24 protein-coding genes and 1 riboswitch are annotated in these 20,905 nt (G+C 70.8%); of the genes, 14 read left to right on the top strand and 10 right to left on the bottom strand.

Annotated features, from left to right (window positions below):
• The first annotated feature begins 43 nt into the window (after positions 1-43).
• The 9 genes from B118_RS0120845 (at position 44) to B118_RS0120885 (ending at position 7,889) form a co-directional block, all read left to right on the top strand.
• The gene (locus tag B118_RS0120845; RefSeq protein WP_028193358.1) at positions 44-406 is read left to right on the top strand and encodes a histidine triad nucleotide-binding protein; all 363 of its coding nucleotides are present in this window, start codon (positions 44-46) and stop codon (positions 404-406) included.
• 157 nt (positions 407-563) lie between these two features.
• Positions 564-1,622 (top strand): PhoH family protein, encoded by a 1,059-nt coding sequence (locus B118_RS0120850; RefSeq protein ID WP_026185760.1) that lies wholly within the window; start codon positions 564-566, stop codon positions 1,620-1,622.
• A gap of 17 nt (positions 1,623-1,639) precedes the next feature.
• Positions 1,640-2,113, top strand: coding sequence for an rRNA maturation RNase YbeY (ybeY, locus tag B118_RS0120855; RefSeq protein WP_018223033.1), 474 nt, complete (start codon positions 1,640-1,642; stop codon positions 2,111-2,113).
• Positions 2,089-3,504 carry a hemolysin family protein gene (locus B118_RS0120860; RefSeq protein ID WP_018223034.1) on the top strand — a complete coding sequence of 472 codons (1,416 nt, stop codon included), beginning with the start codon at positions 2,089-2,091 and terminating at the stop codon, positions 3,502-3,504. Before ybeY ends, B118_RS0120860 begins: the two co-directional genes overlap by 25 nt.
• Positions 3,497-3,874: a cytidine/deoxycytidylate deaminase family protein gene (locus tag B118_RS0120865; protein WP_026185761.1), complete on the top strand. Its 378-nt coding sequence runs from the start codon at positions 3,497-3,499 to the stop codon at positions 3,872-3,874. Before B118_RS0120860 ends, B118_RS0120865 begins: the two co-directional genes overlap by 8 nt.
• Positions 3,871-4,770 carry a GTPase Era gene (era, locus tag B118_RS0120870; protein WP_018223036.1) on the top strand — a complete coding sequence of 300 codons (900 nt, stop codon included), beginning with the start codon at positions 3,871-3,873 and terminating at the stop codon, positions 4,768-4,770. Before B118_RS0120865 ends, era begins: the two co-directional genes overlap by 4 nt.
• A gap of 162 nt (positions 4,771-4,932) precedes the next feature.
• Positions 4,933-6,168 carry an acyltransferase family protein gene (locus B118_RS0120875; RefSeq protein WP_018812658.1) on the top strand — a complete coding sequence of 412 codons (1,236 nt, stop codon included), beginning with the start codon at positions 4,933-4,935 and terminating at the stop codon, positions 6,166-6,168.
• Between the two features lie 66 nt (positions 6,169-6,234).
• Entirely contained in the window at positions 6,235-7,071 is an 837-nt protein-coding gene (gene recO / locus B118_RS0120880; RefSeq protein ID WP_018812657.1) for a DNA repair protein RecO, read from the top strand.
• 41 nt (positions 7,072-7,112) lie between these two features.
• A complete protein-coding gene (locus tag B118_RS0120885) occupies positions 7,113-7,889 on the top strand; it encodes an isoprenyl transferase (protein ID WP_018223039.1) in 777 nt (258 codons plus the stop codon).
• A gap of 15 nt (positions 7,890-7,904) precedes the next feature.
• Here B118_RS0120885 and gndA read toward each other — a convergent pair whose 3' ends face one another.
• From gndA to B118_RS0120905, 4 genes are all read right to left on the bottom strand, one after another.
• Positions 7,905-9,341, bottom strand: a complete 1,437-nt coding sequence (gene gndA / locus B118_RS0120890; protein ID WP_028193359.1) for an NADP-dependent phosphogluconate dehydrogenase — start codon at positions 9,339-9,341, stop codon at positions 7,905-7,907.
• Between the two features lie 97 nt (positions 9,342-9,438).
• On the bottom strand, positions 9,439-10,239 hold the full coding sequence (locus B118_RS0120895; RefSeq protein ID WP_028193360.1) for an energy-coupling factor transporter transmembrane component T family protein: 801 nt from the start codon (positions 10,237-10,239) through the stop codon (positions 9,439-9,441).
• Complete coding sequence (locus tag B118_RS0120900) at positions 10,236-11,663, bottom strand: ABC transporter ATP-binding protein (RefSeq protein WP_018812654.1); 1,428 nt, start codon at positions 11,661-11,663, stop codon at positions 10,236-10,238. The genes B118_RS0120895 and B118_RS0120900 overlap by 4 nt, the downstream gene beginning before the upstream one ends.
• A gap of 67 nt (positions 11,664-11,730) precedes the next feature.
• Positions 11,731-12,327, bottom strand: coding sequence for an ECF transporter S component (locus B118_RS0120905; RefSeq protein WP_026185762.1), 597 nt, complete (start codon positions 12,325-12,327; stop codon positions 11,731-11,733).
• 72 nt (positions 12,328-12,399) lie between these two features.
• Positions 12,400-12,505: riboswitch (TPP riboswitch) on the bottom strand.
• A gap of 104 nt (positions 12,506-12,609) precedes the next feature.
• Here B118_RS0120905 and B118_RS0120910 point away from each other — a divergent pair.
• Positions 12,610-13,440 carry an alpha/beta fold hydrolase gene (locus tag B118_RS0120910; protein ID WP_018223044.1) on the top strand — a complete coding sequence of 277 codons (831 nt, stop codon included), beginning with the start codon at positions 12,610-12,612 and terminating at the stop codon, positions 13,438-13,440.
• 3 nt (positions 13,441-13,443) lie between these two features.
• Here B118_RS0120910 and B118_RS0120915 read toward each other — a convergent pair whose 3' ends face one another.
• From B118_RS0120915 to B118_RS0120935, 5 genes are read right to left on the bottom strand one after another with little or no spacing between them, the layout of a single operon-like run.
• Positions 13,444-13,752 (bottom strand): ArsR/SmtB family transcription factor, encoded by a 309-nt coding sequence (locus B118_RS0120915; protein WP_018223045.1) that lies wholly within the window; start codon positions 13,750-13,752, stop codon positions 13,444-13,446.
• A 38-nt stretch (positions 13,753-13,790) separates the two neighbouring features.
• Entirely contained in the window at positions 13,791-14,666 is an 876-nt protein-coding gene (locus tag B118_RS0120920) for a metal ABC transporter permease (protein WP_018812653.1), read from the bottom strand.
• A 1-nt stretch (position 14,667) separates the two neighbouring features.
• Positions 14,668-15,429 (bottom strand): metal ABC transporter ATP-binding protein, encoded by a 762-nt coding sequence (locus tag B118_RS0120925; protein WP_018812652.1) that lies wholly within the window; start codon positions 15,427-15,429, stop codon positions 14,668-14,670.
• The gene (locus B118_RS0120930; RefSeq protein ID WP_028193361.1) at positions 15,426-16,451 is read right to left on the bottom strand and encodes a metal ABC transporter substrate-binding protein; all 1,026 of its coding nucleotides are present in this window, start codon (positions 16,449-16,451) and stop codon (positions 15,426-15,428) included. The genes B118_RS0120925 and B118_RS0120930 overlap by 4 nt, the downstream gene beginning before the upstream one ends.
• Before the next feature lie 54 nt (positions 16,452-16,505).
• Positions 16,506-16,763, bottom strand: a complete 258-nt coding sequence (locus B118_RS0120935; RefSeq protein WP_028193362.1) for a hypothetical protein — start codon at positions 16,761-16,763, stop codon at positions 16,506-16,508.
• A 27-nt stretch (positions 16,764-16,790) separates the two neighbouring features.
• Here B118_RS0120935 and B118_RS0120940 point away from each other — a divergent pair, with 27 nt between their 5' ends.
• From B118_RS0120940 to dusB, 4 genes are all read left to right on the top strand, one after another.
• Positions 16,791-17,132 carry an antibiotic biosynthesis monooxygenase family protein gene (locus B118_RS0120940; protein ID WP_018828806.1) on the top strand — a complete coding sequence of 114 codons (342 nt, stop codon included), beginning with the start codon at positions 16,791-16,793 and terminating at the stop codon, positions 17,130-17,132.
• A gap of 164 nt (positions 17,133-17,296) precedes the next feature.
• The gene (locus B118_RS0120945) at positions 17,297-17,770 is read left to right on the top strand and encodes an Rv0361 family membrane protein (RefSeq protein WP_018223051.1); all 474 of its coding nucleotides are present in this window, start codon (positions 17,297-17,299) and stop codon (positions 17,768-17,770) included.
• Between the two features lie 111 nt (positions 17,771-17,881).
• On the top strand, positions 17,882-19,261 hold the full coding sequence (locus tag B118_RS0120950; RefSeq protein WP_018223052.1) for a glycine--tRNA ligase: 1,380 nt from the start codon (positions 17,882-17,884) through the stop codon (positions 19,259-19,261).
• A gap of 68 nt (positions 19,262-19,329) precedes the next feature.
• Positions 19,330-20,505, top strand: a complete 1,176-nt coding sequence (gene dusB / locus B118_RS0120955) for a tRNA dihydrouridine synthase DusB (RefSeq protein WP_018223053.1) — start codon at positions 19,330-19,332, stop codon at positions 20,503-20,505.
• A 68-nt stretch (positions 20,506-20,573) separates the two neighbouring features.
• On the opposite strand, the gene B118_RS0120960 is transcribed toward dusB, so the two are convergent.
• The coding region (locus B118_RS0120960; RefSeq protein WP_028193363.1) for a C39 family peptidase at positions 20,574-20,905 on the bottom strand (332 nt) is incomplete at its 5' end.

The raw sequence follows: 20,905 nt of genomic DNA on the forward strand, positions 1-20,905 counted from the left end.
GCTCTGGGCGGCGGTGTCCGGAGCGTTTCCTTACACTGCCTCGGTGAATACAACTGACTGTCTGTTCTGCCGGATCGTCGCCGGTGAGATTCCCGCCACTGTTGTTCGGGAGACCCAGACAACCCTCGCGTTCCGTGACATCGGTCCGAAGGCTCCGGTGCACGTGCTGGTGATTCCGAAGGAGCACTACGCCGACGTGGCCACCCTGGCGGAGGGGGACCCGGGGCTCGCCGGTGAGGTGCTCGCCACCGCCGCCGCGGTCGCCGAGGAGGAAGGCCTGCTCGGTGATGGCTTCCGGCTGCTCTTCAACACCGGAGCGTACGGCGGTCAGGAGGTCTTTCATGTCCACGCACACCTGCTCGGTGGCGCGCCGCTCGGGCCGATGCTGGCCGGGAACCTCAGCTGACGGCGGCGGGGGTCGGCCGGTCGGTGCCGGGCAGGGGAATTGGGCGAGGTGCCCCGGCGGTTGAACCGATACCATGGGGGCAACGACCAGCACGCCGCGGCGACCAGCCCGGCGCCGAGATCGAGAGCAGGTGGGGCAGGGCCACTCGGCCCAACCTATGACCAGCACTCCACCTCCCGGCCCGCCCCGGGCACAGACCAGGATCACCGTCCCGGAACCGAGGATCATGGTCAATCTCCTCGGTGCGGGCGACGAGATCCTGCGACTGGTCGAGCGCTCCGTAAACAGCGACGTGCACGTTCGGGGTAACGAGATCACGATCACCGGCGCACCCGCGGACAACGCTCTCGCCGAGCGGCTCTTTGGCGAATTGATAGAACTCATCGAGAAAGGTGAGACGCTGACCACCGATGCTGTCCGGCGCACCGTTGGCATGCTCGAGCAGGGCAGTGCCGAACGGCCCGCCGAGGTTCTGACGCTCAACATCCTCTCCCGACGTGGTCGTACCATTCGCCCCAAGACGCTCGGGCAGAAGCGCTACGTCGACGCTATCGACGCGCACACCATCGTCTTCGGTATCGGTCCAGCCGGCACCGGCAAGACCTACCTGGCGATGGCGAAGGCGGTCCAGGCGCTGCAGGCCAAGCAGGTCAACCGGATCATCCTCACCCGGCCGGCGGTCGAGGCGGGCGAGCGGCTGGGCTTCCTGCCCGGCACGCTGAACGAGAAGATCGACCCGTACCTGCGACCGCTGTACGACGCGCTGCACGACATGCTCGACCCGGAGTCGATCCCGAAGCTGATGGCGGCGGGCACGATCGAGGTGGCGCCGCTGGCGTACATGCGGGGTCGTACGCTCAATGACGCGTTCATCATCCTGGACGAGGCGCAGAACACCACGCCGGAGCAGATGAAGATGTTCCTCACCCGGCTCGGCTTCGGTTCCAGGATCGTGGTGACCGGCGACGTTACCCAGGTGGACCTTCCCGGCGGGACGACCAGTGGCCTGCGGGTCGTCCGGGAGATCCTCACCGATCTGGCGGACGTGCACTTCGCCCAGCTCTCCAGCTCGGACGTGGTTCGACACCGGCTGGTTGGGGAGATCGTTGACGCGTACGCCCGCTGGGACGTGGAGCGGGAAAGCCAGCAGGCGAAGAGCGTGCAGGCGGTGCCCGGGCGGCCCGCCCAGGGTGGCCGCGCCGGTCGGCGCCGCTAACGAAGCGAAGGAAGACAGTGTCCATCGAGATTGCCAATGAGTCCGGGGTTGACGTCGACACCGACGCGATACTCGCCGTCGCCCGGCACGCCCTCGACGAAATGGGGGTCAACCAGCTCGCCGAGCTCTCCGTGTTGCTTGTCGATATCGACTACATGGCCGAGTTGAACCATCGCTGGATGGGCGGGGACGGCCCCACCGATGTCCTTGCCTTCCCGATGGACGAGGGCAGCGTCGACCACGGGCCGGGGGAGAACGCCACCGTCGGCGCCGAGCCGGCGTTGCTCGGTGACATCGTGCTCTGCCCCGAGGTGGCCGCGAAGCAGGCGGCGACCGCGGGTCACTCCACCGCCGACGAGCTGCACCTACTCACCGTGCACGGGGTGCTGCACCTGCTCGGATACGACCACGCCGAGCCGGAGGAGGAGCGGGAGATGTTCGCCCTCCAGGCCCGGCTGCTGGTGAGTTGGCGGTCGACCCGGTCACGATGATGGCCTCTCTTGCCGCAACAACGGCCGGCGCGTCCGGCCTGCCCGACGTGCAACTGGTCTTCCTCGCGGCTGGCCTGGTGGTCCTCGCCGGCCTGATCGCAATGACCGAGGCGGCGCTGGCCGCGGTCTCGCCGGCCCGCGCGGCCGAGTTGGTCCGCGACGGAGCCCGGGGCGCCCGAGCGTTACAGTCTGTCGCCGGGGACGTGGTCCGGCACCTCAACCTGTTGCTGCTGTTGCGGCTGCTCGCTGAGCTGAGCGCGACCACCCTGGTGGCCCTGGTCGCGGTCGACTCGCTCGGCGCCGGCTGGCTGGCCGCGGTGGTGACGGCCGGGGCGATGACCGTGGTCAGCTTCGTGGTGGTCGGTGTCGGGCCGCGCACCATCGGCCGACAGCACGCCTACGCGGTGGGTCGCGGGGTGGCGCCGCTGGTGCGTTGGCTGGGTCGGGCACTCAACCCCCTCGCCTCTCTGTTGATCCTGATCGGTAACGCGGTCACCCCCGGGCGCGGCTTCCGGGAGGGTCCCTTCGCCACCCAGGTGGAGCTGCGTGAACTGGTCGATCTGGCCGAGCAGCGCGGCGTGGTGGAGCACGGCGAGCGGCAGATGATCCACTCGGTCTTTGCGCTCGGTGACACCATCGTCCGGGAGGTGATGGTGCCGCGTACCGAAATGGTCTGGATTGAGCGGCACAAGATGCTCTCCCAGGCCCTGGCGCTCTTTCTGCGGTCCGGCTTCTCCCGGATCCCGGTCATCGGCGACAGCGTTGACGATGTGCTCGGCGTGCTCTACCTGAAAGACCTGATCCGGCGTACGCAGGGCGGCGCACCGGAGGATCGGCGCCTCCCGGTGGCCGAGTTGATGCGCCCGGCCACCTTCGTGCCGGAGTCCAAGCCGGTTGACGATCTCCTATCGGAGATGCAGGCTGCCCGGAACCACCTCGTGATCGTCGTCGACGAGTACGGCGGGACCGGCGGGCTGGTGACTATCGAGGACATCCTGGAGGAGATCGTCGGCGAGATTACCGACGAGTACGATGTTGAGCGTCCGCCGGTCGAGCACCTCGACGACGATGCGGTGCGGGTAACCGCGCGGCTACCTGTGGAGGACCTCGGCGAGTTGTTCGACACCGAGCTGCCCAACGACGAGGTGGAGACGGTGGGCGGCCTGCTCGCACAGTCCCTGGGCCGGGTCCCGATCCCCGGTGCCCAGGTGGAGGTGGCCGGTCTGCGGCTGCTCGCTGAGGGCACCACCGGGCGGCGTAACCGGATCGACACGGTCCTGGTGCGTCGGGTGGAGCCGGCCGACCAACAGCACGATCCGAAGCGTGGCGAATCCGCCGACGCCCCGGACGACACCGACCAAGCCGAGGAGAGGCAACCCGCCGATGCCTGATTCACCCGCCGTACCGTCCACCGGGTCTACCCCGGTGGAGCTGACCGCCGAGGACGCCAAACTGGTCGTCCTGGCCCGGGGGGCGCGCGGCCGGATCGGTGCCGTCGAAGGTGCCGCGGTCCGGGACCAGGACGGCCGGACCTACGCCGCGGCGAGCGTCTCGCTGCCGTCGCTGGCGTTGACCGCGCTTCAGCTCGCCGTGGGCTCGGCGGCGGCGGCTGGCTGCACCCGGCTGGAGGCCGCGGCGGTGGTGACCGAGGCGTCGACGCTGGACGCCGCCGGCCATGCGGCGGTCCGTGACCTCGCCGCCGACGCGCCGATCCACGTGGCGGCGCCGGACGGCACGGTTCTCGGGACGGTGACCGAGTGACTTCCGCGCACCTTCGGCAGCCGTACCGGGCGGGCTTCGGCTGCTTTGTTGGACGGCCGAACGCCGGTAAGTCAACGCTGACCAACGCGATCGTCGGGCAGAAGATCGCCATCACGTCGAGTAAGCCGCAGACAACCCGGCACGTCATCCGGGCGGTGCTGCACCGGCCCGATTCGCAGCTCGTGCTGGTCGACACGCCGGGCCTGCACCGGCCCCGGACGCTGCTCGGCGAGCGCCTCAACGATCTGGTGCGGCAGACGTGGAGCGAGGTTGATGTGATCGGCCTCTGCATCCCGGCGGACGAGCCGATCGGCCGGGGCGACCGCTTCATCACCGGCGAGTTGGCCGAGCTGAAGGCGACCGTGCTCGCCGTGGTCACGAAGACCGACCTGGTCGACCGGGAGCAGCTGGCCAAGCAGCTGGTCGCGGTGAGTGAACTGGCCGACTTCGCGGAGATCGTGCCGGTCAGCGCGGTCTCCGGGCACCAGGTCGACACGCTGGTGGACGTGATGACCCGCTACCTGCCGGAGTCACCGCAGCTCTATCCGGACGACATGCTCACCGAGGAACCGGAGCAGGTGCTGGTCGCCGAGCTGATCCGGGAGGCGGCGCTGGAGGGGGTGCGGGACGAGCTGCCGCACTCCATCGCGGTGGTGGTGGAGGAGATGATCTCCGCGGAACGGGTCATCAAGATCTACGCCGATGTGTACGTCGAGCGGCCGAGCCAGAAGGCGATCGTGATCGGGCACCGGGCCAGCCGGCTCCGGGACGTCGGCATCCGGGCGCGGCGGCAGATCGAGGAGCTGCTCGGTACCCGGGTCTACCTTGACCTGCACGTCCGAGTGGCGAAGGACTGGCAGCGGGACCCGAAACAGCTCCGTAAGCTCGGTTTCTAGCGCAACGTCCGGCTGGTTCGCCGGCCGTTCCAGGTGACTTGTCGGCTTCGACGAGTTGATGAGGAAGTTCACTTTCCTCCCGACAGGCTCGCGCTTTTCCGGTCGCCAGCGGAAGGTAGGGGGTTGTGTTGCCCGCCCCTTACTGGAAATAGTTGCGAGCTGATGCGAAATCGTTACCTGGACCTGTTGCGCGCCCTCGCCGTCGTACGGGTCGTGGTCTACCACGTAACGGGGTGGGCCACCATGACGTTGGTCTTTCCCGCGATGTCGGTGATGTTCGCGCTGGCCGGGTCGTTGATGGCAGCGTCCCTGCATCGGTTCGGGACGGCGGCGGTCGGTCGTCGGCTGCGGCGGCTGCTGCCGTCGCTCTGGATGGTCGCCGCGATCTTCGTGCCGGCCATGCTGCTCACCGGGCTGCCGTTCACCTCCGAGGTCCTGCTCTGGCTCTTCCCGGTGGCCAACCCACCGTCAACCCACTGGGGCGCCCTGGCGCTGAGCCCGATCTGGTACCTGCGCAACTACCTCTGGTTTGTGCTCGTCTCGCCGTTGGCATTGTGGTTGTTCCGCCGGTTCCCGCTGCCCACCCTGCTCGTCCCGTACGTCCTGACCGCGGCGATCGAACTGGGGCTGTACCCGGATCCGCCGATGGTGGTGCAGCAGTTCGGCCTGTACCTCGGGGCGTGGATGTTGGGCTTCGCGCACCAGGAGGGGATGCTGCGCCGGCTCGCCAACCGCATCTTGTGGCCGACCGCGATCGCCCTCGTCGCCGTCGGCGGCTGGTGGAACCTGACCCAGCCCGGGACCAAGGGGCTCGACCTCAACGGCAATCCGCTCGCCAACGCCCTCTGGTCGGCTGGTGTCATCCTGGTCGTGCTTGGGCGGGAACCGGCGAGAACGGCGTGGATCGACCGCAACGCGATTGTCAGTCGGTTGATCACTCTGATCAATCGGCGCGCCCTCACCGTGTACCTGTGGCACATGGCCTTCGTGGTCGCGCTCACCCCGCTGGTGGACGTGGTTGGTTGGTCGCACCAGAACCTACTCGGCCTGGCCATCCGGGTCGTGCTGGTGTTCGCCCTGCTCGGGGTCGTCATCATGCTCGTCGGGTGGGTTGAGGACATCGCGGCCCGGCGCCGGCCGGAGTTGTTTCCCGGTTTCGGACGGCGAGCGGCAGCTACACCGCCGGGAGCGGCAGCCACGTCTGCGGGGGCGGCAGCTACACCCCCGGAGGCGGCGGCCACGTCTGCGGAGGTGGCAGCCATACCCGAGGCGGCGCAGCCCGCGGTCGGCCCGGCGGACCAGGCCGGGACGGCGCGGAGATCGCCGGTGGTGCCGACGCCCCGGTCGCCGGAGAACGAGCACGTACAGAACGAGAGCATGGACAGCAACGCGCGATGACCACCCAGGGGCGCCGCGGCCGCCCCGAGTCGACCCGGAGCTGGCAACCTGAGGGAGAATGATCGGATGGCCGGGTACCGCCGACAGCTCTACCGCGACGATGCGGTGGTGCTGCGCGTGCAGAAGCTCGGCGAGTCGGATCGCATCATCACCCTGCTCAGCCGTCGGCACGGGCGGCTGCGCGCGGTGGCCCGCGGGGTGCGCCGGACCACCAGCAAGTTCGGAGCCCGGCTGGAGCCCTTCGGCCACGTCGACCTGCAACTCGCCGGCGACCCGAAGGGCCAGCAGGGCAGCTCGCTGCACACGGTCAGCCAGGTAGAGGGCATTGCCCTGTACGGCAAACGCCTTCTTGGCGACTACCCCCGCTACACGGCGGCGAGTGCGGTCTGCGAGACCGCGGAGCGGCTCACCCCGGTCGAGCGGGAGCCGTCGCTGCGGTTGTTCCAGCTCACCCTGGGGGCGCTGCGCGCGCTGGCCGACGGGGAGCACGCCGCGACCCTGGTGCTGGACGCGTACCTGCTGCGTGGCATGGCCCTGGCCGGATGGGCGCCGGCGCTGGCCGGCTGCGCGGTCTGCGGCACGCCGGGGCGGCACCGGGCCTTCTCCGTTCCGGCCGGTGGTGCCGTCTGTCTCGACTGTCGGCCGCCCGGCGCGGCCCACCCCGCACCGGCCACCATTGACCTGATGACCGCGCTCACCAGCGGCGACTGGCGGGTTGCCGACGCCGCGGGGAGTGGTGTTCGCCGGGAGTGCAGCGGGTTGGTCGCGGCGCACCTGCAGTGGCATCTGGAGCGCGCGCTACGCTCGCTGCCGCTGGTGGACCGGGGCGTTCCGGTCGCCGGCGCGGTCGGGACGCCGACCGGCGGAGGCGGGTCGGCCGTGGCCGGCGTGGACAGGGAGTAGACCGAGTGATCCGATCGAGCAGGCGACCCGGCCGTGCACCGGTGCCGCCCACCCCCCACCCGTCCGGCGCCCGGCCACCGGCGCTGCCCGCCGAGGCGTTGCCGCGGCACGTCGCGGTGGTGATGGACGGTAACGGCCGGTGGGCCAAGGAGCGCGGGCTTCCACGGACAAAAGGGCATGAAGCGGGAGAGTTCTCCCTTTTCGACGCCGTCGAGGGCGCGATCGAGCTGGGCATCCCGTACCTGTCGGCGTACGCGTTCTCGACGGAGAACTGGCGGCGCTCACCGGACGAGGTGCGCTTCCTGATGGGCTTCAACCGGGACGTGATCCGCCGCCGCCGCGACCAACTTGTCGACCTGGGCGTACGGGTCGTCTGGTCGGGCCGGTCCGGGCGGCTGTGGAAGAGCGTCATCTCGGAGTTGCAGGCGGCCGAGGAGATGTCCCGCGGCAACTCGACGCTCACCCTGCAGTTCTGCGTCAACTATGGCGGACAGGCCGAGATCGCCGACGCCGCCGCCGCGATCGCCCGGGAGGTGGCGGCCGGCCGGCTCGACCCGGCCAAGGTCACCGAGAAGACCCTGGCCCGCCACCTCTACCACCCGGAGGTCCCCGACGTGGATCTCTTCCTGCGCCCCTCCGGAGAGCAACGCACCTCAAACTTCCTGCTCTGGCAGAGCGCCTACGCCGAGTTGGTCTTCCTGGACACGCTCTGGCCGGACTTCGACCGCCGGCACCTCTGGTACGCCTGTGAGCTCTATGCCCAGCGGGACCGCCGGTTCGGCGGAGCGCTGCCGAACCCGGTGGCGCCTACCACCTGACCCCGGTCGCCCGGGTCAGGCCTCGACCTCACTGCGGTCGCCGGCCCAGAGGGTGTGGAAGGAGCCATCGCGGTCAACCCGGCGGTAGGTGTGGGCACCGAAGTTGTCCCGCAGGCCCTGGAGCAGGGCCGCCGGTAGCCGGTCCGCGCGCAGAGCGTCAAAGTAGGACAGGGACGAGGCGAACGCGGGGGTGGGCACGCCGGCGTGGGCGGCCTCGGCGACCACGCGCCGCCACCCCGCCAACCCGGCGTGTACGGCGTCGGCGAACCACGGCGCCACCAGCAGCGTGGGTAGGTCGGGCTGGTCGTCGTAGGCCTGCCGGATCCGGTCGAGGAAGCGGGCCCGGATGATGCATCCGCCGCGCCAGATCGTGGCGGTGCCGCCCAGGTCGATGTCCCAGTCGTACTCCTGGCTGCCGGCCCGAATCTGGTCGAAGCCCTGGGCATACGCGATGATCTTCGTGGCCAGCAGCGCGCGCCGGACGTCCTCGACAAAGGCGTCCCGGTCCTGGATCTGCCAGGTCGGGCCCAGGTCGGCGAAGGCGTGGCGGACGGCCGCGCGCTGGTCGGCGTGCCCGGAGAGGGAACGCGCGAACGTCGCCTCGGCGATGCCGGTGATCGGGATGCCCAGGTCCAGGGCGTTCTGCACGGTCCAGCGTCCGGTGCCCTTCTGCTCCGCCTGGTCGAGCACGATGTCCACGAAGGCCCGCCCGGTGCTGGCGTCGGTGTGCCCAAGCACGTCAGCGGTGATCTCGATGAGGTACGACTCCAGTTCGCTGGAGTTCCACTCCCGGAAGATCTCCGCCAATTCGGCCGGGGTCGCGTCCAGACCAACCCGCAGCAGGTCGTACGCCTCAGCGATGAGCTGCATGTCGGCGTACTCGATGCCGTTGTGGACCATCTTGACGAAGTGGCCGGCGCCGTCCGGCCCGATGTGTCGACAGCAGGGCTCGCCATCCACCTGCGCCGCGATCCGTTCGAAGATCGGCCCCAGCTTCTGGTAGGACTCGGCGGAGCCGCCCGGCATAATGCTCGGCCCCCACAACGCGCCCTCCTCACCACCGGAGACGCCGGTGCCGACGAAGTGCAGCCCCTGCTTGCGCAGTGCCTCCTCGCGCCGCCGGGTGTCGGCGAAGTGGGCGTTGCCGCAGTCGACGATGATGTCGCCGGCATCGAGCAGCGGCACCAAATCGTCAATGACGGCGTCGGTCGGCGCGCCGGCCTTGACCATCGTGATGATCGCCCGGGGGCGCTCCAACGCGGCGACGAAGTCGGCCAGCGAGTCGGTGGGGACGAACCGTCCCTCCTCGCCGTGCTCGTCGATCAGCCGGCGGGTCCGTTCTGGAGAGCGGTTGTGCACCGCCACGACGAAGCCGTTGCGGGCCAGGTTCCGGGCGACATTGCGACCCATCACCGCCAGCCCGGTAACGCCGATCTGTGCCTGGCCGTCCATCCCTGCCACCTCCGCCTCGCTCCGTCTGTGACCGTATCGCGCTTTGCGTTCCGCTGGTCCACAGCCACCCCACCCGGCGGTGCTCTGGGCTCGGCGGTCAGCCGATCAGGGGGCGGAACGTGCCGACGGCGACGCTGACCGTGAGCGCGACACCGGCCAGGAGGGTCGCACCGGCGATCAGGAGACCGTCGGCGCGGCCGAAGTGTTGGCGGCGGGCCATCGATCGGGGGGTCGTGGTGTCGAAGCCCCGCGCGTCCATCGCCACCGCGAGTCGGGTTCCGCGCCGGATCGCGCCGACCAGCAGCGTGAACGCGGTCGACCCGAAGAGCCGCAGCCGGGCCAGGGGGTTACGGCCGGCGTCAACGCCCCGGGCCCGCCGCGCCATGCTGATCATTTGCCACTCCTGGGTGAGCAGCGGCACCATCCGGAACGCCGCCAGCGCCCCGTAGGCGAAGCGGGCGGGCAGCCTGGCGTTCTGCACCAGCGCGTCGGCCAGATCGGTCGGGTCGGTGGTCGCGACCACGATCACTCCCGGCAGGGCCACCGCGAACATGCGCAACACCAGACCGAGCGCGGTGATCAGCACACCGGAGGTGACCAGGAACGGGCCGGCCTCGACCAGGATGCGCCCGGAGCGTTCGGCGGCGAAGAGCACCAGCGTGCCGAGGACGCCCACCGAGCTGACCAGCAGCGGCATGGCCCGGCGGGCGAGCACCCGGAGCCGTACGCCGAACAGCGGTAGCAGCGCCAGCTCGAAGGCGATGGCGATGGCTGGTGCCACCGGGTCGAGGGTGGCGATCAGGATGACCGAGCAGAGTAGCGCCGCCGCCAGCTTCGCCACCGGGTTGCGCCGGGCCAGCGGGGCGTCTGGTCGGGTCACCGGTTCGAGGTTGATCACGGCACGCTCCGCGGATGGTCGAGCCGTACCTGGCGGTCGGCGAGCGTGGCGATGAACTCCGGGTCGTGGGTCACCGTGACCAGCCCGTGCCCGTTGTCGCGCAGCTCGGCGAAGAGCTCCACCAGCTCCCGCCAGGTCCGCCGGTCCTGGCCGAAGGTGGGCTCGTCGCAGACGAGCAGGCGGGGCGCGGTGGCCAGGGCCGTCGCCACGCTCAGCCGCCGTGCCTCGCCGCCGGAGAGGGTGTACGGGTTGGCCTCGGCGAGCGCCGTCAGGCGGAGCCGGTCGAGCAGCGCGTCCACGGTGGCGCGGACCTGCGCCTCGGTCCGGCCGGTGCGGCGCGGACCCAGCGCCAGTTCGTCGGCGACGGCGGCGGTGACGAACTGGTGTTCCGGATCCTGGAAGACCGAGCCGATCCGATGCACCAGCGCCGGCGCCCGCCACCGGTGCGGCGGGGTGCGGGCGTCCCCACCGGCCAGCTCCGCGGTCGCGGTGACCCGGCCCGCCGCCGGTGCGAGCAGCCCACCCAGCAGGAGGGCCAGGGTGGACTTCCCGGCCCCGTTGGGTCCGTGGACGGCGAGCGCCTCGCCGGCCCGTACGGAGAGGGAGACGCTGGCCAGCCGGGGCGGCAGGGCGAGCTCGTCGGCGGTGAGTAGCGTCTCCCCGGCGCTGGTGGTGGCCGGCCGCGGTGGCAGCGGATGCCCCGGCACCCAGACCCCCTCGGCGGCGAGCGCCTCGCCGTGTGCGGCGAAGACCGCCTGCGGGGTGCCGTCGGCGTGGACGCCGCCGCCCGGCGCCAGCACGACCACCCGGTCGACCAGCGGCAGCGCCTCGGTGAGCCGGTGCTCGACGAGGAGCAGGGTGGTGTCGGCATCGAGCGCCGCGGCGACCGCGTCGCGGATCAGCGCCGCACCGGCCGGGTCCAGGTTGGCGGTCGGCTCGTCGAGCAGCAGCAGACGCGGGCGGAGCGCGAGTACCCCGGCGAGGGCGAGGCGCTGCTGTTCGCCGCCGGAGAGCGCAGCGGTCGGCCGGTCCCGGCCGTAGCGGAAACCAACCCGGCGCAGGGCCTCGTCCACCCGGGGCCAGATCTGCTCGGCGGGTAGCCCACGGTTCTCGGGGCCGAAGGCGACGTCGTCGCCGCAGCGCGCCATCACCAGCTGGGTCTCCGGGTCCTGGAAGAGCAGGCCGACCTCTTCGCGAGCCGTGCGTGGGTCCCGGCCGTCGACCTCGACCGTGCCTTCCCGCTCGCCGGAGTCCTCCGGAAGTAGCCCGGCCAGCGCGGCGAGCAGGGTGCTCTTACCCGCCCCGGAGGCCCCCAACAGCAGGACCCGTTCGCCGTGCTCGATCCGCAGGTCGAGCCCGCGGACGGCCCACCGTTTCCGCCCCGCGTGCCGCCACCCGAAGCCCCGCAACCGAACCGCGCTCACCGGCGCCGCCCCGGAGCTGGATGCTGACCCGCGGACTGCGGCCCCAACCTCCCGATCGACACGGTGCTCAGATGGTGGTGCGTTCGCGGCCGGCGGGGAACAGGTCCAGCACGCCCGTCCGAGCCAGGGCTCGGGTCAGGTTCTCGGCGCCGAACCCGGCGATGGCGGTGGCGCTGGCGATCGTCAGCAGCGCGTACGGGATCCGGTAGCTGCCCAGCGCGTACTCGCTGTTCCAGACGAAGAAGTCGAAGAGGGCCGCGCTGAGGCCGGTCAGCGCCCCCGCGAGTAGTGCCGTGGGTAGCCGGAAGGAGCGGTAGCGGAAGGCGGCGAAGGCCAACTCGGCGCCGATCCCCTGGGCCAGACCCTGGAGGATGGTGATGCTGCCCCACTCGGAGCCGAGCAGGGTGGACACGATCGCGGCCACCATTTCGCAGAAGAGCGCCGCACCGGGGCGGCGGATCACCAGGCCGCCCAGCACCGCCGGGATCAGCCAGACGCCGTACATGATGGCCTGGGCCGGCGGGAAGAAGGCGAACACCGGGGTGGCGACGCTCCAGAGTAGCCCCCAGGCCCAGAAGATGACGCCGAAGGTGACGGCGATGACGGCGGCGACGACCACATCGACGGTGCGCCAGCGCTTGGTCGTTGTTGTGACTTTACTCATCGTTCTTCCCTGTCTGCTCCGGGAGAGCAGGGGAGGGCACGTCCATTCCGGCTAGGCCGGACGATGGCACGCCTGGAGGCCGACCGAACTCCCTGCGCTGGCATTACCCAGATCAGGTTCGAGGGTCTGTGGGGCGTTGCCCACACTCTCAGCGCTGTGCGCTCCCCTGTCGGAGGTGAAAATGTGCGACCGACGCTAGCACCTCCGAAGATCTTTCAACAAAGTGACATCGGTGCAGCTTGACCGGGGTTACTTCGGTCGGGCCGGGGTAGGCTGCCGATCATGGGTGTCGATGTCCGCGGTTTTACCTTCGATGTCCGCGTCGGTGGCCCGGCGGCCGGCCCGCCGGTGCTTCTGCTGCACGGCTTCCCCCAACACAGCGGGGAGTGGGCCGACGTGGTGCCGCTCCTGCACGCCGCCGGGTTGCGCACGTACGCACTCGATCAGCGCGGCTACTCGCCCGGTGCCCGTCCGGCGGCGGTCTCCGCGTACCGCCTCGGTGAGCTGGTCGGCGACGCGGTGGCGGTGCTGGACCACCTCGGCGTCGCCGCCGCGCACGTGGTCGGGCATGACTGGGGCGCGGTGGTCAGCTGGGCCCTCGCTGCCGGGCATCCGGCCCGGGTGCGCTCGCTGACCGCGGTCTCCGTGCCGCACCCGGGAGCCATGGCCCACGCCCTCAGCACCGATCGGTCCCAGCGGGCCCGCTCGGCGTACATGCGGCTGTTTCGGCGGAAAGGGACGGCGGAGGCGGTGTTGCTGGCCCGACGGGCGACCGGGCTGCGCCGGATGCTGGCCGGAGCCGGCGACGCCGACCGGGTGGCCGCGTACGTCGAACCGATGCTCGCTCCGGGCGCGTTGAGTGCCGCCCTGAACTGGTACCGGGCGATGTCCCGGAGGGACCTGGCGGCCGTCGGGCCGGTGTCGGTGCCGACGACGTACGTCTGGAGCGACCGGGACATCGCGATCGGCCGCACCGCCGCCGCGGCCTGCGCCGCCCACGTGACCGGGGACTACCGCTTCGTCGAGCTGACCGGGGTGAGCCACTGGATTCCGGACCGGGCACCAGCGCCGCTCGCGGACGCGATCGTGGCCCGGGTCCGGGATCCGAGGTGAGCCTCAGGCGGGGGTGGTGTGCTCGCCGGCGTGGCTGACCGCGTCCGCCACGATGTGCGCGACGTGTTCGTCAACCAACGTGTAGGCGATTTCCCGTCCGCGCCGGGAACCCCGCACCACCCCGGCACCGCGGAGCACCCGCAGGTGCTGGGAGACCAACGGCTGTGCGGCACCGAGCTGGTCAACCAATTCGTGTACGCACCGTTCACCCTCGGCGAGTTGGCTGACGATGGCCAGCCGGATCGGGGCGGAGAGGGCGCGCAGCAGCTCGCTCGCCCCCTCGTAGGCGTCGTAGCCGGACTCGCTGCTCACAGGGGTAACGGTAACCAACCCCAGGGGTGCGCTGTTGGTCAGGACCGGCTCAGCACCACCTCGTGCGGCTCTACCGCCGACGGCTCCGCCGCGGCGACCCGCCGTCGTCGTAGCGTCCGCCAGCCCACGCCGCCGAGCGCCACCACCGCGAACGAGGCGATCGCCATCAGCACCACCGACGCGCCGGGGGCGGTGTCGGCGTTGGCCGCCACGTACACCCCCGATCCGGCGGCGAAGAGCCCGAGCGCCATGGCGGCCGTCATCGTGCTACGGAAACCGCGGGTGACCTGCTGGGCGGCGGCGACCGGCACCACCATCAGCGCGCTGATCAGCAGGACACCGACGGCGCGCATCGCGATGGTGACGGTGACCGCCGTGGCGACCGCGAGGAGCAGGTTGAGGGCGCGGACGGGCAGCCCGGAGACGCGGGCGTACTCCTCGTCGTGACAGATCGCGAAGAGCGCCGGGCGCAACGCCAGCATGGTGACCAGGATCGCGGCGCCGAGCACCACGATCGTGGTCAGGTCGGTGGGGCTGATCGTGGAGAGCGAGCCGAAGAGGTACGCGTTGAGGCTCGCGCTGGTGCTGTCGGAGAGCCCGACGAGCATCACGCCACCGGCGATGCCCCCGTAGAAGAGCAGGGCGAGCGCCAGGTCACCGGAGGTGCGACCGCGGGCCCGAACCAATTCGACGGTGATCGCGCCGAGGCTGGCCACGATCACCGCAGCCAGGACCGGGGAGCGGTTGAGCAGCAGGCCGGCACCGACGCCGGTGAGCGCCATGTGCCCGACGCCGTCGCCGATCAGGGCCAGCCGCCGCTGTACCAGGTAGATGCCGAGCGCCGGGGCGGCCAGGCCGATGACCAACGCGCCGACCAGCGCACGTTGCATGTATGGGTACTGGAAGAGTTCCATCTCACGCGCTCCAGAGACCGGCGGGCTCGTTGGGACCGTGCGGGTGCACGTGGTCGTGGTCCGGTTCGGCATGGTGGCCGGCCGGCTCGGGCACCGGGCCGTCGTGCGCGATCCCCCCGGCGTGCACGACGACGGCTCGGGAGATCAACGGCCGCAGCGGCCCCAGCTCGTGTGCGACCAGCAGGACGGTGCCACCGCCGGCGACGAATTCCTGGAGCGCTTCGGCGAACGCCTCCTGACTCGTCGCGTCCACGCCGGCGGTCGGCTCGTCGAGGATCAGCAGCTCCGGCTCGCCGGCCAGGGCCCGGGCGATGAGGACGCGCTGCTGCTGGCCGCCGGAGAGGGTCGAGACCGGGTCCCCGGTCCGGTCGGCGAGACCGACCGCCGCCAGGGCGGTCTCCACCGCCCTCCGGTCCGCGCGGCCGGGGGGCCGCAGGATGCCGCGGCGGGCCAGCCGCCCCGCCGCGACCACCTCGCGGACGGTGGCGGGTACACCGCCGCCAGCACCGAGGCGTTGCGGGACGTACCCGATGCGGTGCCACTGACGGAATCGCCGCGCCGGCTGGTCGAAGAGCGCCACCGAGCCGGAGCTGAGCGGGACGAGCCCGAGTACGGCTCGGGTCAGGGTGGACTTGCCGGAGCCGTTGGCACCGAGCACGGCTACCACCTCACCGGCGGTCACGGTCAGCGAGACGTCTCGCAGCACGGCCCGGCCCTCGTAGCCGATCGCCGCCCGCGTGACGGTGATGACGGGTGCGCTCATGCGCAGTCCAGCGCCGTTTGTAGCGTCGCGAGGTTGGCCTGCATCACCGAGAAGTAGTCCCCATTGTTGTCGGCGGCGAGCCCCTCGAGCGGGTCGAGCACCGCGGTCTCGGCCCCGACCTGGGCCGCGATGGTCTCGGCGACCTTCGGGCTGACCAGCGTCTCGAAGAAGATCGTGGTGGCCTGGTGCTCCTTCGCCTCCTCGATCACCTCGGCCAGCCGCTGCGGCGACGGCTCGTGCTCCGGGCTCAGTCCGGTGATGCCGATCTGCTCCAGCTGGTAACGCGTGGTCAGGTAGCCGAAGGCGGTGTGGCTGACCACGATCTCCCGCCGCTGGCAGGTCTCCAAGCCGGTGGTGAACTCTGCGTCGAGCTGCTCCAGCTTGCCCCGGAGTTCGGTCGCGCGGGCGGTGTAGTCGTCGGCGTGCTCGGGGTCGGCCTGGGCGAGTCGGTCGGCGAGCTGGTCACCGACGGTGGCGAGCCGGGTGGGGTCCAGCCACAGGTGCGGGTCCTTACTGCCTGCCTCCACCGCGTGGTCCGGGTCCTCCGGCGTCTTGCCGCCGCCCTCGTCCTCGTGTCCGTGGTCGTCCTCGTGTCCTGCTTCGCCTTCGCCTTCGCCTTCGTGTCCGTGGTCGTGATCGTGGCTGTCGGCGGTGGCGTCGAGCAGCGGCTCGACGGTGGTGACGTCGAACGCCCGGTCGGCGGCGTTCTGCTGCACGGCCTCGTCCACCTGAGGCTGGAAGCCCTCGAGGTAGACGATCAGCTCGGCCCCGGCCACGTCCCCGACCTGACTCGGGCTCAACTCGACATCGTGGGGCTCGGCGCCGGGCTTGACCAGGTTACTGACGGTTACTGCGTCTCCGCCGATCTGCTCGGCCAGGAACTGGAGTGGGTAGAACGCGGCGACCACCTCAACCCGCTCCGGGTCGGCATCGGTCGGCTTGTCGGAGCAGGCGGCGGCGCCGAGGGCGAGCAGGGCGGCGGAGGCGGCGGCCAGGGCGCGTGGAGCACGGCGGTTGTTCATGTGGGCAACTGTCCGCAACAATGATAATGATTGTCAAAAACGCATGAGTGCATGTCAGAAGAGCTTGACCAGCCCGGCGGTGATCAGCAGCGTCAGCACCAGGAGCCGGACCGCCCGCAGCCGTGCCGGCTGGCTCGCCCCCGCGGTGACCACCAGCGTGGCGACGACCGCCGCGAGGGCGAGGGTGAGTAGCCCGCCGACCACCCCCGGAGTGAAGAGTGCGACCAGCACCACCACCAGGGTGACCAGGAAGACTGCCGTCGGGTTTGCCCGGGCTAACCGGCTCGCTAACCGGTGCTGCGTACGCTGCATCCCACAGACTCTACGAGGAGGTAGCCGGTGTTGGTCACCAACCGGTTCGTGGTCGAGCCCGATGTCGTCGCCGACTTCACCGCGCGGGCGCACGCCGCGCTCGCCGCGCTCGCGGCCCGCCCCGGATACCTGCGCGGGCAACTCGTCCGCGCGCTGGACGACCCGCGCCACTGGTGCCTGCTCACCGAGTGGGAATCGGTCGGCACCTACCGGCGAGCGCTCGGCGGTTTCGATGTCAAGGTCACCGCGGTTCCGCTGCTCGCCGAGTCGGTCGACGAACCGTCGGCCTACGAGGCCCTCGCCACCGCCGCGCCCGGCGCCGACGTGGTCGTGACGGCGAGCGATCGGGCGGCCGATCCGTACCGGTGAGCTATACGCACTACATTGAGCCCATGACCGCTCCCGGACCGGCCGCTCCCTCCCCACACCCGTCGGTGCCCGGCCCGCAAGACGGCGCCGCACCCCCTGCCGCGCCCGGACCGGCAGCCGGCGCCGCGCCCCCCGCCGTGCCCGGACCGCCCCCCGGGCCGGGAGTGCCGAATCCGCCGGCCGGCCCCGGCGTCGCGCCGCCGTTCGCGGCACCGCCGGTCGAGGGCCGTCGCACCCGACTCTGGCTGGGACTCGGTGCCGGGGCGCTCGCCCTGGTGCTCTGCTGCGGCGGCGGGGGCGCGGCGGTGATCGGGCTTCTGGTGACCGGTGTGCAGGCGATCGATGAGCAGGGGCGAGCGGCCTCCACCGACTACTACCAGGCGTTGGTGGAACGGGAGTACGGCGCCGCCTACGACCAACTCTGTCCACAGGCACGACAGCAGATGTCGCGGCGGGAGTTCGAACGGCGGGCCGCCAGCGCGCCGCAGGTGACCTCGTTCCAGGTCGGCGAGGTCGACCAGAACGACCTGACCGTGTCGGTGGACGTCACCCTCAGCGGCGGCGACCGCGACCACCAACGGGTGAACCTTGAGCAGAACCAGCAGACCGGTCAACTGGAGGTGTGCGGGGTGAGCTGAACCGCTCCCGGTATTCTCCTGGGCTCAGGACGTCGCCGGTCATACCGTTGTCCCGAACCTCACTCCATCCCGTACTGTCCCCGCCGACCGCCAGCCGGCGTAGGAGGAAAAATGCCTGCAGACCGTATCGACGCCGTTGTCAGCCTCGCCAAGCGTCGGGGTTTCGTCTTCCCGTCCAGCGAGATCTACGGGGGTACCCGTTCGGCGTGGGACTACGGCCCGCTCGGGGTGGAGTTGAAGGAGAACGTCCGCCGGCAGTGGTGGCGGAGCATGGTCCAGCAGCGCGACGACGTGGTGGGTCTCGACTCCGCGGTGATTCTGGCCCGTGATGTCTGGGCCGCCTCCGGCCACCTGGACGCCTTCGTGGACCCGCTGACCGAGTGCCAGTCCTGCCACAAGCGGTTCCGGGCCGACCACCTGGAGGAGGCGTACGAGGCCAAGCACGGTCGTCCGCCGGCCTCGTTGACCGAGCTGAACTGCCCGAACTGCGGAAACAAGGGCACCTTCACCGAGCCGCGGATGTTCAACGGCCTGATGAAGACCCATCTGGGCCCGGTGGAGAGCGACGAGGGTCTGCACTACCTGCGACCGGAGACCGCGCAGGGCATCTTCGTCAACTACAAGAACGTCGAGACGGTGGCGCGGAAGAAGCCGCCGTTCGGCATCGCCCAGACCGGCAAGTCCTTCCGCAACGAGATCACCCCGGGAAACTTCATCTTCCGGACCCGCGAGTTCGAGCAGATGGAGATGGAGTTCTTCGTCGAACCGGGCACCGACGAGGGCTGGCACGAGTACTGGCTCGCCGAGCGCTGGAACTGGTACCTCGACCTCGGTCTCAGCGAGCGTAACCTGCGTCGCTACGAGCACCCGCAGGAGAAGCTCTCCCACTACTCGAAGCGGACCGTCGACATCGAGTACCGGTTCCAGTTCGGTGGCACCGAGTTCGCGGAGCTGGAGGGCATCGCCAACCGCACCGACTTCGACCTCGCCACACACAGTAAGCACTCCGGGGTCGACCTGTCCTACTTCGACCAGGCCAAGGGCGAGCGCTGGATCCCGTACGTGATCGAGCCGGCGGCCGGCCTCACCCGTGCGGTGCTGGCGTTCCTGCTCGAGGCGTACGACGAGGACGAGGCGCCGAACACCAAGGGCGGCGTGGACAAGCGCACGGTGATGCGCTTCGACCCGCGGCTGGCCCCGGTGAAGGTGGCGGTGCTGCCACTGTCCCGCAACGAGGCGCTCTCGCCGAAGGCCCGAAAACTCGCCGCCGACCTGCGTAAGCGCTGGGTGGTGGAGTTCGACGACTCGCAGGCCATCGGTCGCCGTTACCGCCGGCAGGACGAGATCGGCACCCCGTTCTGCGTGACGGTCGACTTCGACACCCTCGACGACGACGCGGTGACCGTGCGCAACCGGGACACGATGGCCCAGGAGCGGATTGCCCTGGACCAGGTCGAGCGGTACCTGATCGAGCGCCTCCCCGGCTGCTGAGCCGCGGGGCGGCTCCTCCCTCCGCTAGTAGGCCAGCGGAGGGAGGACCAGGGCCTCCTTACACTGGAGTGGTGACCACGACGAAGGCCGTCCCGCCCCGCCCGCTGACCATCGGGCGGCACCAGGTGTGGCCGCCGGTGGTCCTGGCACCGATGGCGGGCATCACCAACGTCGGCTTCCGTCAGCTCTGCCGGGAGCAGGGCGGTGGCATCTACGTCTGCGAGATGATCACGACGGTCGCGCTGGTCGAGCGGAACCCCAAGACCCTGCGCATGATCGCCTTCGGCCCCGGGGAGTCGCCGCGCAGCCTCCAGCTCTACGGCACCGACCCCGACACCACCGCCGCCGCGGTGCGCATCGTCGTCGAGCGGGACCTCGCCGACCATATCGACCTGAACTTCGGTTGCCCGGTCCCGAAGGTGACCCGCCGGGGCGGTGGTGCCGCCCTGCCGTGGCGGCGTCGGCTCTTCGCCCGGCTGGTGCGGGCCGCGGTGGACGCCGCCGCACCCGCCGGGGTGCCGGTCACCGTGAAGATGCGCAAGGGCATCGATGACGACCACCTGACGTACGTGGAGGCGGGCCTCGCCGCCCAGGATGCTGGGGTCGCGGCGGTGGCGCTGCACGGGCGTACGGCTGCCCAGCGGTATTCGGGGACCGCCGACTGGGACGCCATCGCGACGCTGAAGGCGGCGCTGGACGTGCCGGTACTGGGTAATGGCGACATCTGGGAGGCGGACGACGCGCTGCGGATGGTGGCGCACACCGGCGTCGACGGGGTCGTGGTGGGGCGGGGCTGCCTGGGCCGGCCGTGGCTCTTCGCCGACCTGGAGGCGGCCTTCACCGGTGCGCCGCACCGGCGGCTGCCCACGTTGGGGGAGGTGGCCACGACCATGCGCCGGCACGCGGAGCTGCTGGTCGAGCAGTTCACCGTCGGCGCCCGGGACGCGGCGCGCGGTGAACGAGACGGCTGCACCGACTTCCGGAAGCACGTCGCCTGGTATTTGAAGGGTTTTCCGGTCGGCAGCGAGCTACGTCGGTCGCTCGCGATGATTGACAGCCTGGCGCAGCTCGACGATCTGCTCGGCAAGCTCGACCCGGCGGCGCCGTTCCCGGTGGAGACGCTGGGTCAGCCCCGTGGCCGGACCAACTCCCCGGGCAAGGTGTTCCTGCCGAACGGGTGGCTGGACAGCCGGGACGACGACACGGTTCCGCAGGGCGCGGAGCTGGCCGACTCGGGCGGCTGAACCGGGCCCGGCGGACGACGACAAGGGCCGGCCCCTGGTGGGGCCGGCCCTTGTCGGTTGGTTGGTGGTCAGCTGGTGGAGTAGCCGCGGGTGGCGATCCAGTCGGCGAGGGCTTCGGTGGTGATCCAGTACTCGGCGGTGTTCGGGTTCGCCGAGTCGGCGATCTTCACCTGGTCGCCGGCGTCGCGGTAGCCGTTGACGGTGATGTAGTGGCCGCCGGCGAAGGAGTGGCTCTCGCCGTTGGTGTCGGTGGCGGTGCCGGCGATGTTGGCCACGACGGCGCGGCCGTCGTCGACGGTGCGGATGATGTCTTCGCGCAGGGTGTCGGTCTGTGTGGTGTCGGCCTCGGGGGTGGAGATCTCGACGCTGCGGTACACGTCGCTGCCGGTTTCGGTGTTCA

It is taken from the genome of Salinispora pacifica CNR114 (genome assembly GCF_000514775.1).
In the GTDB taxonomy this organism is placed as follows: Bacteria; Actinomycetota; Actinomycetes; order Mycobacteriales; family Micromonosporaceae; genus Micromonospora; species Micromonospora pacifica.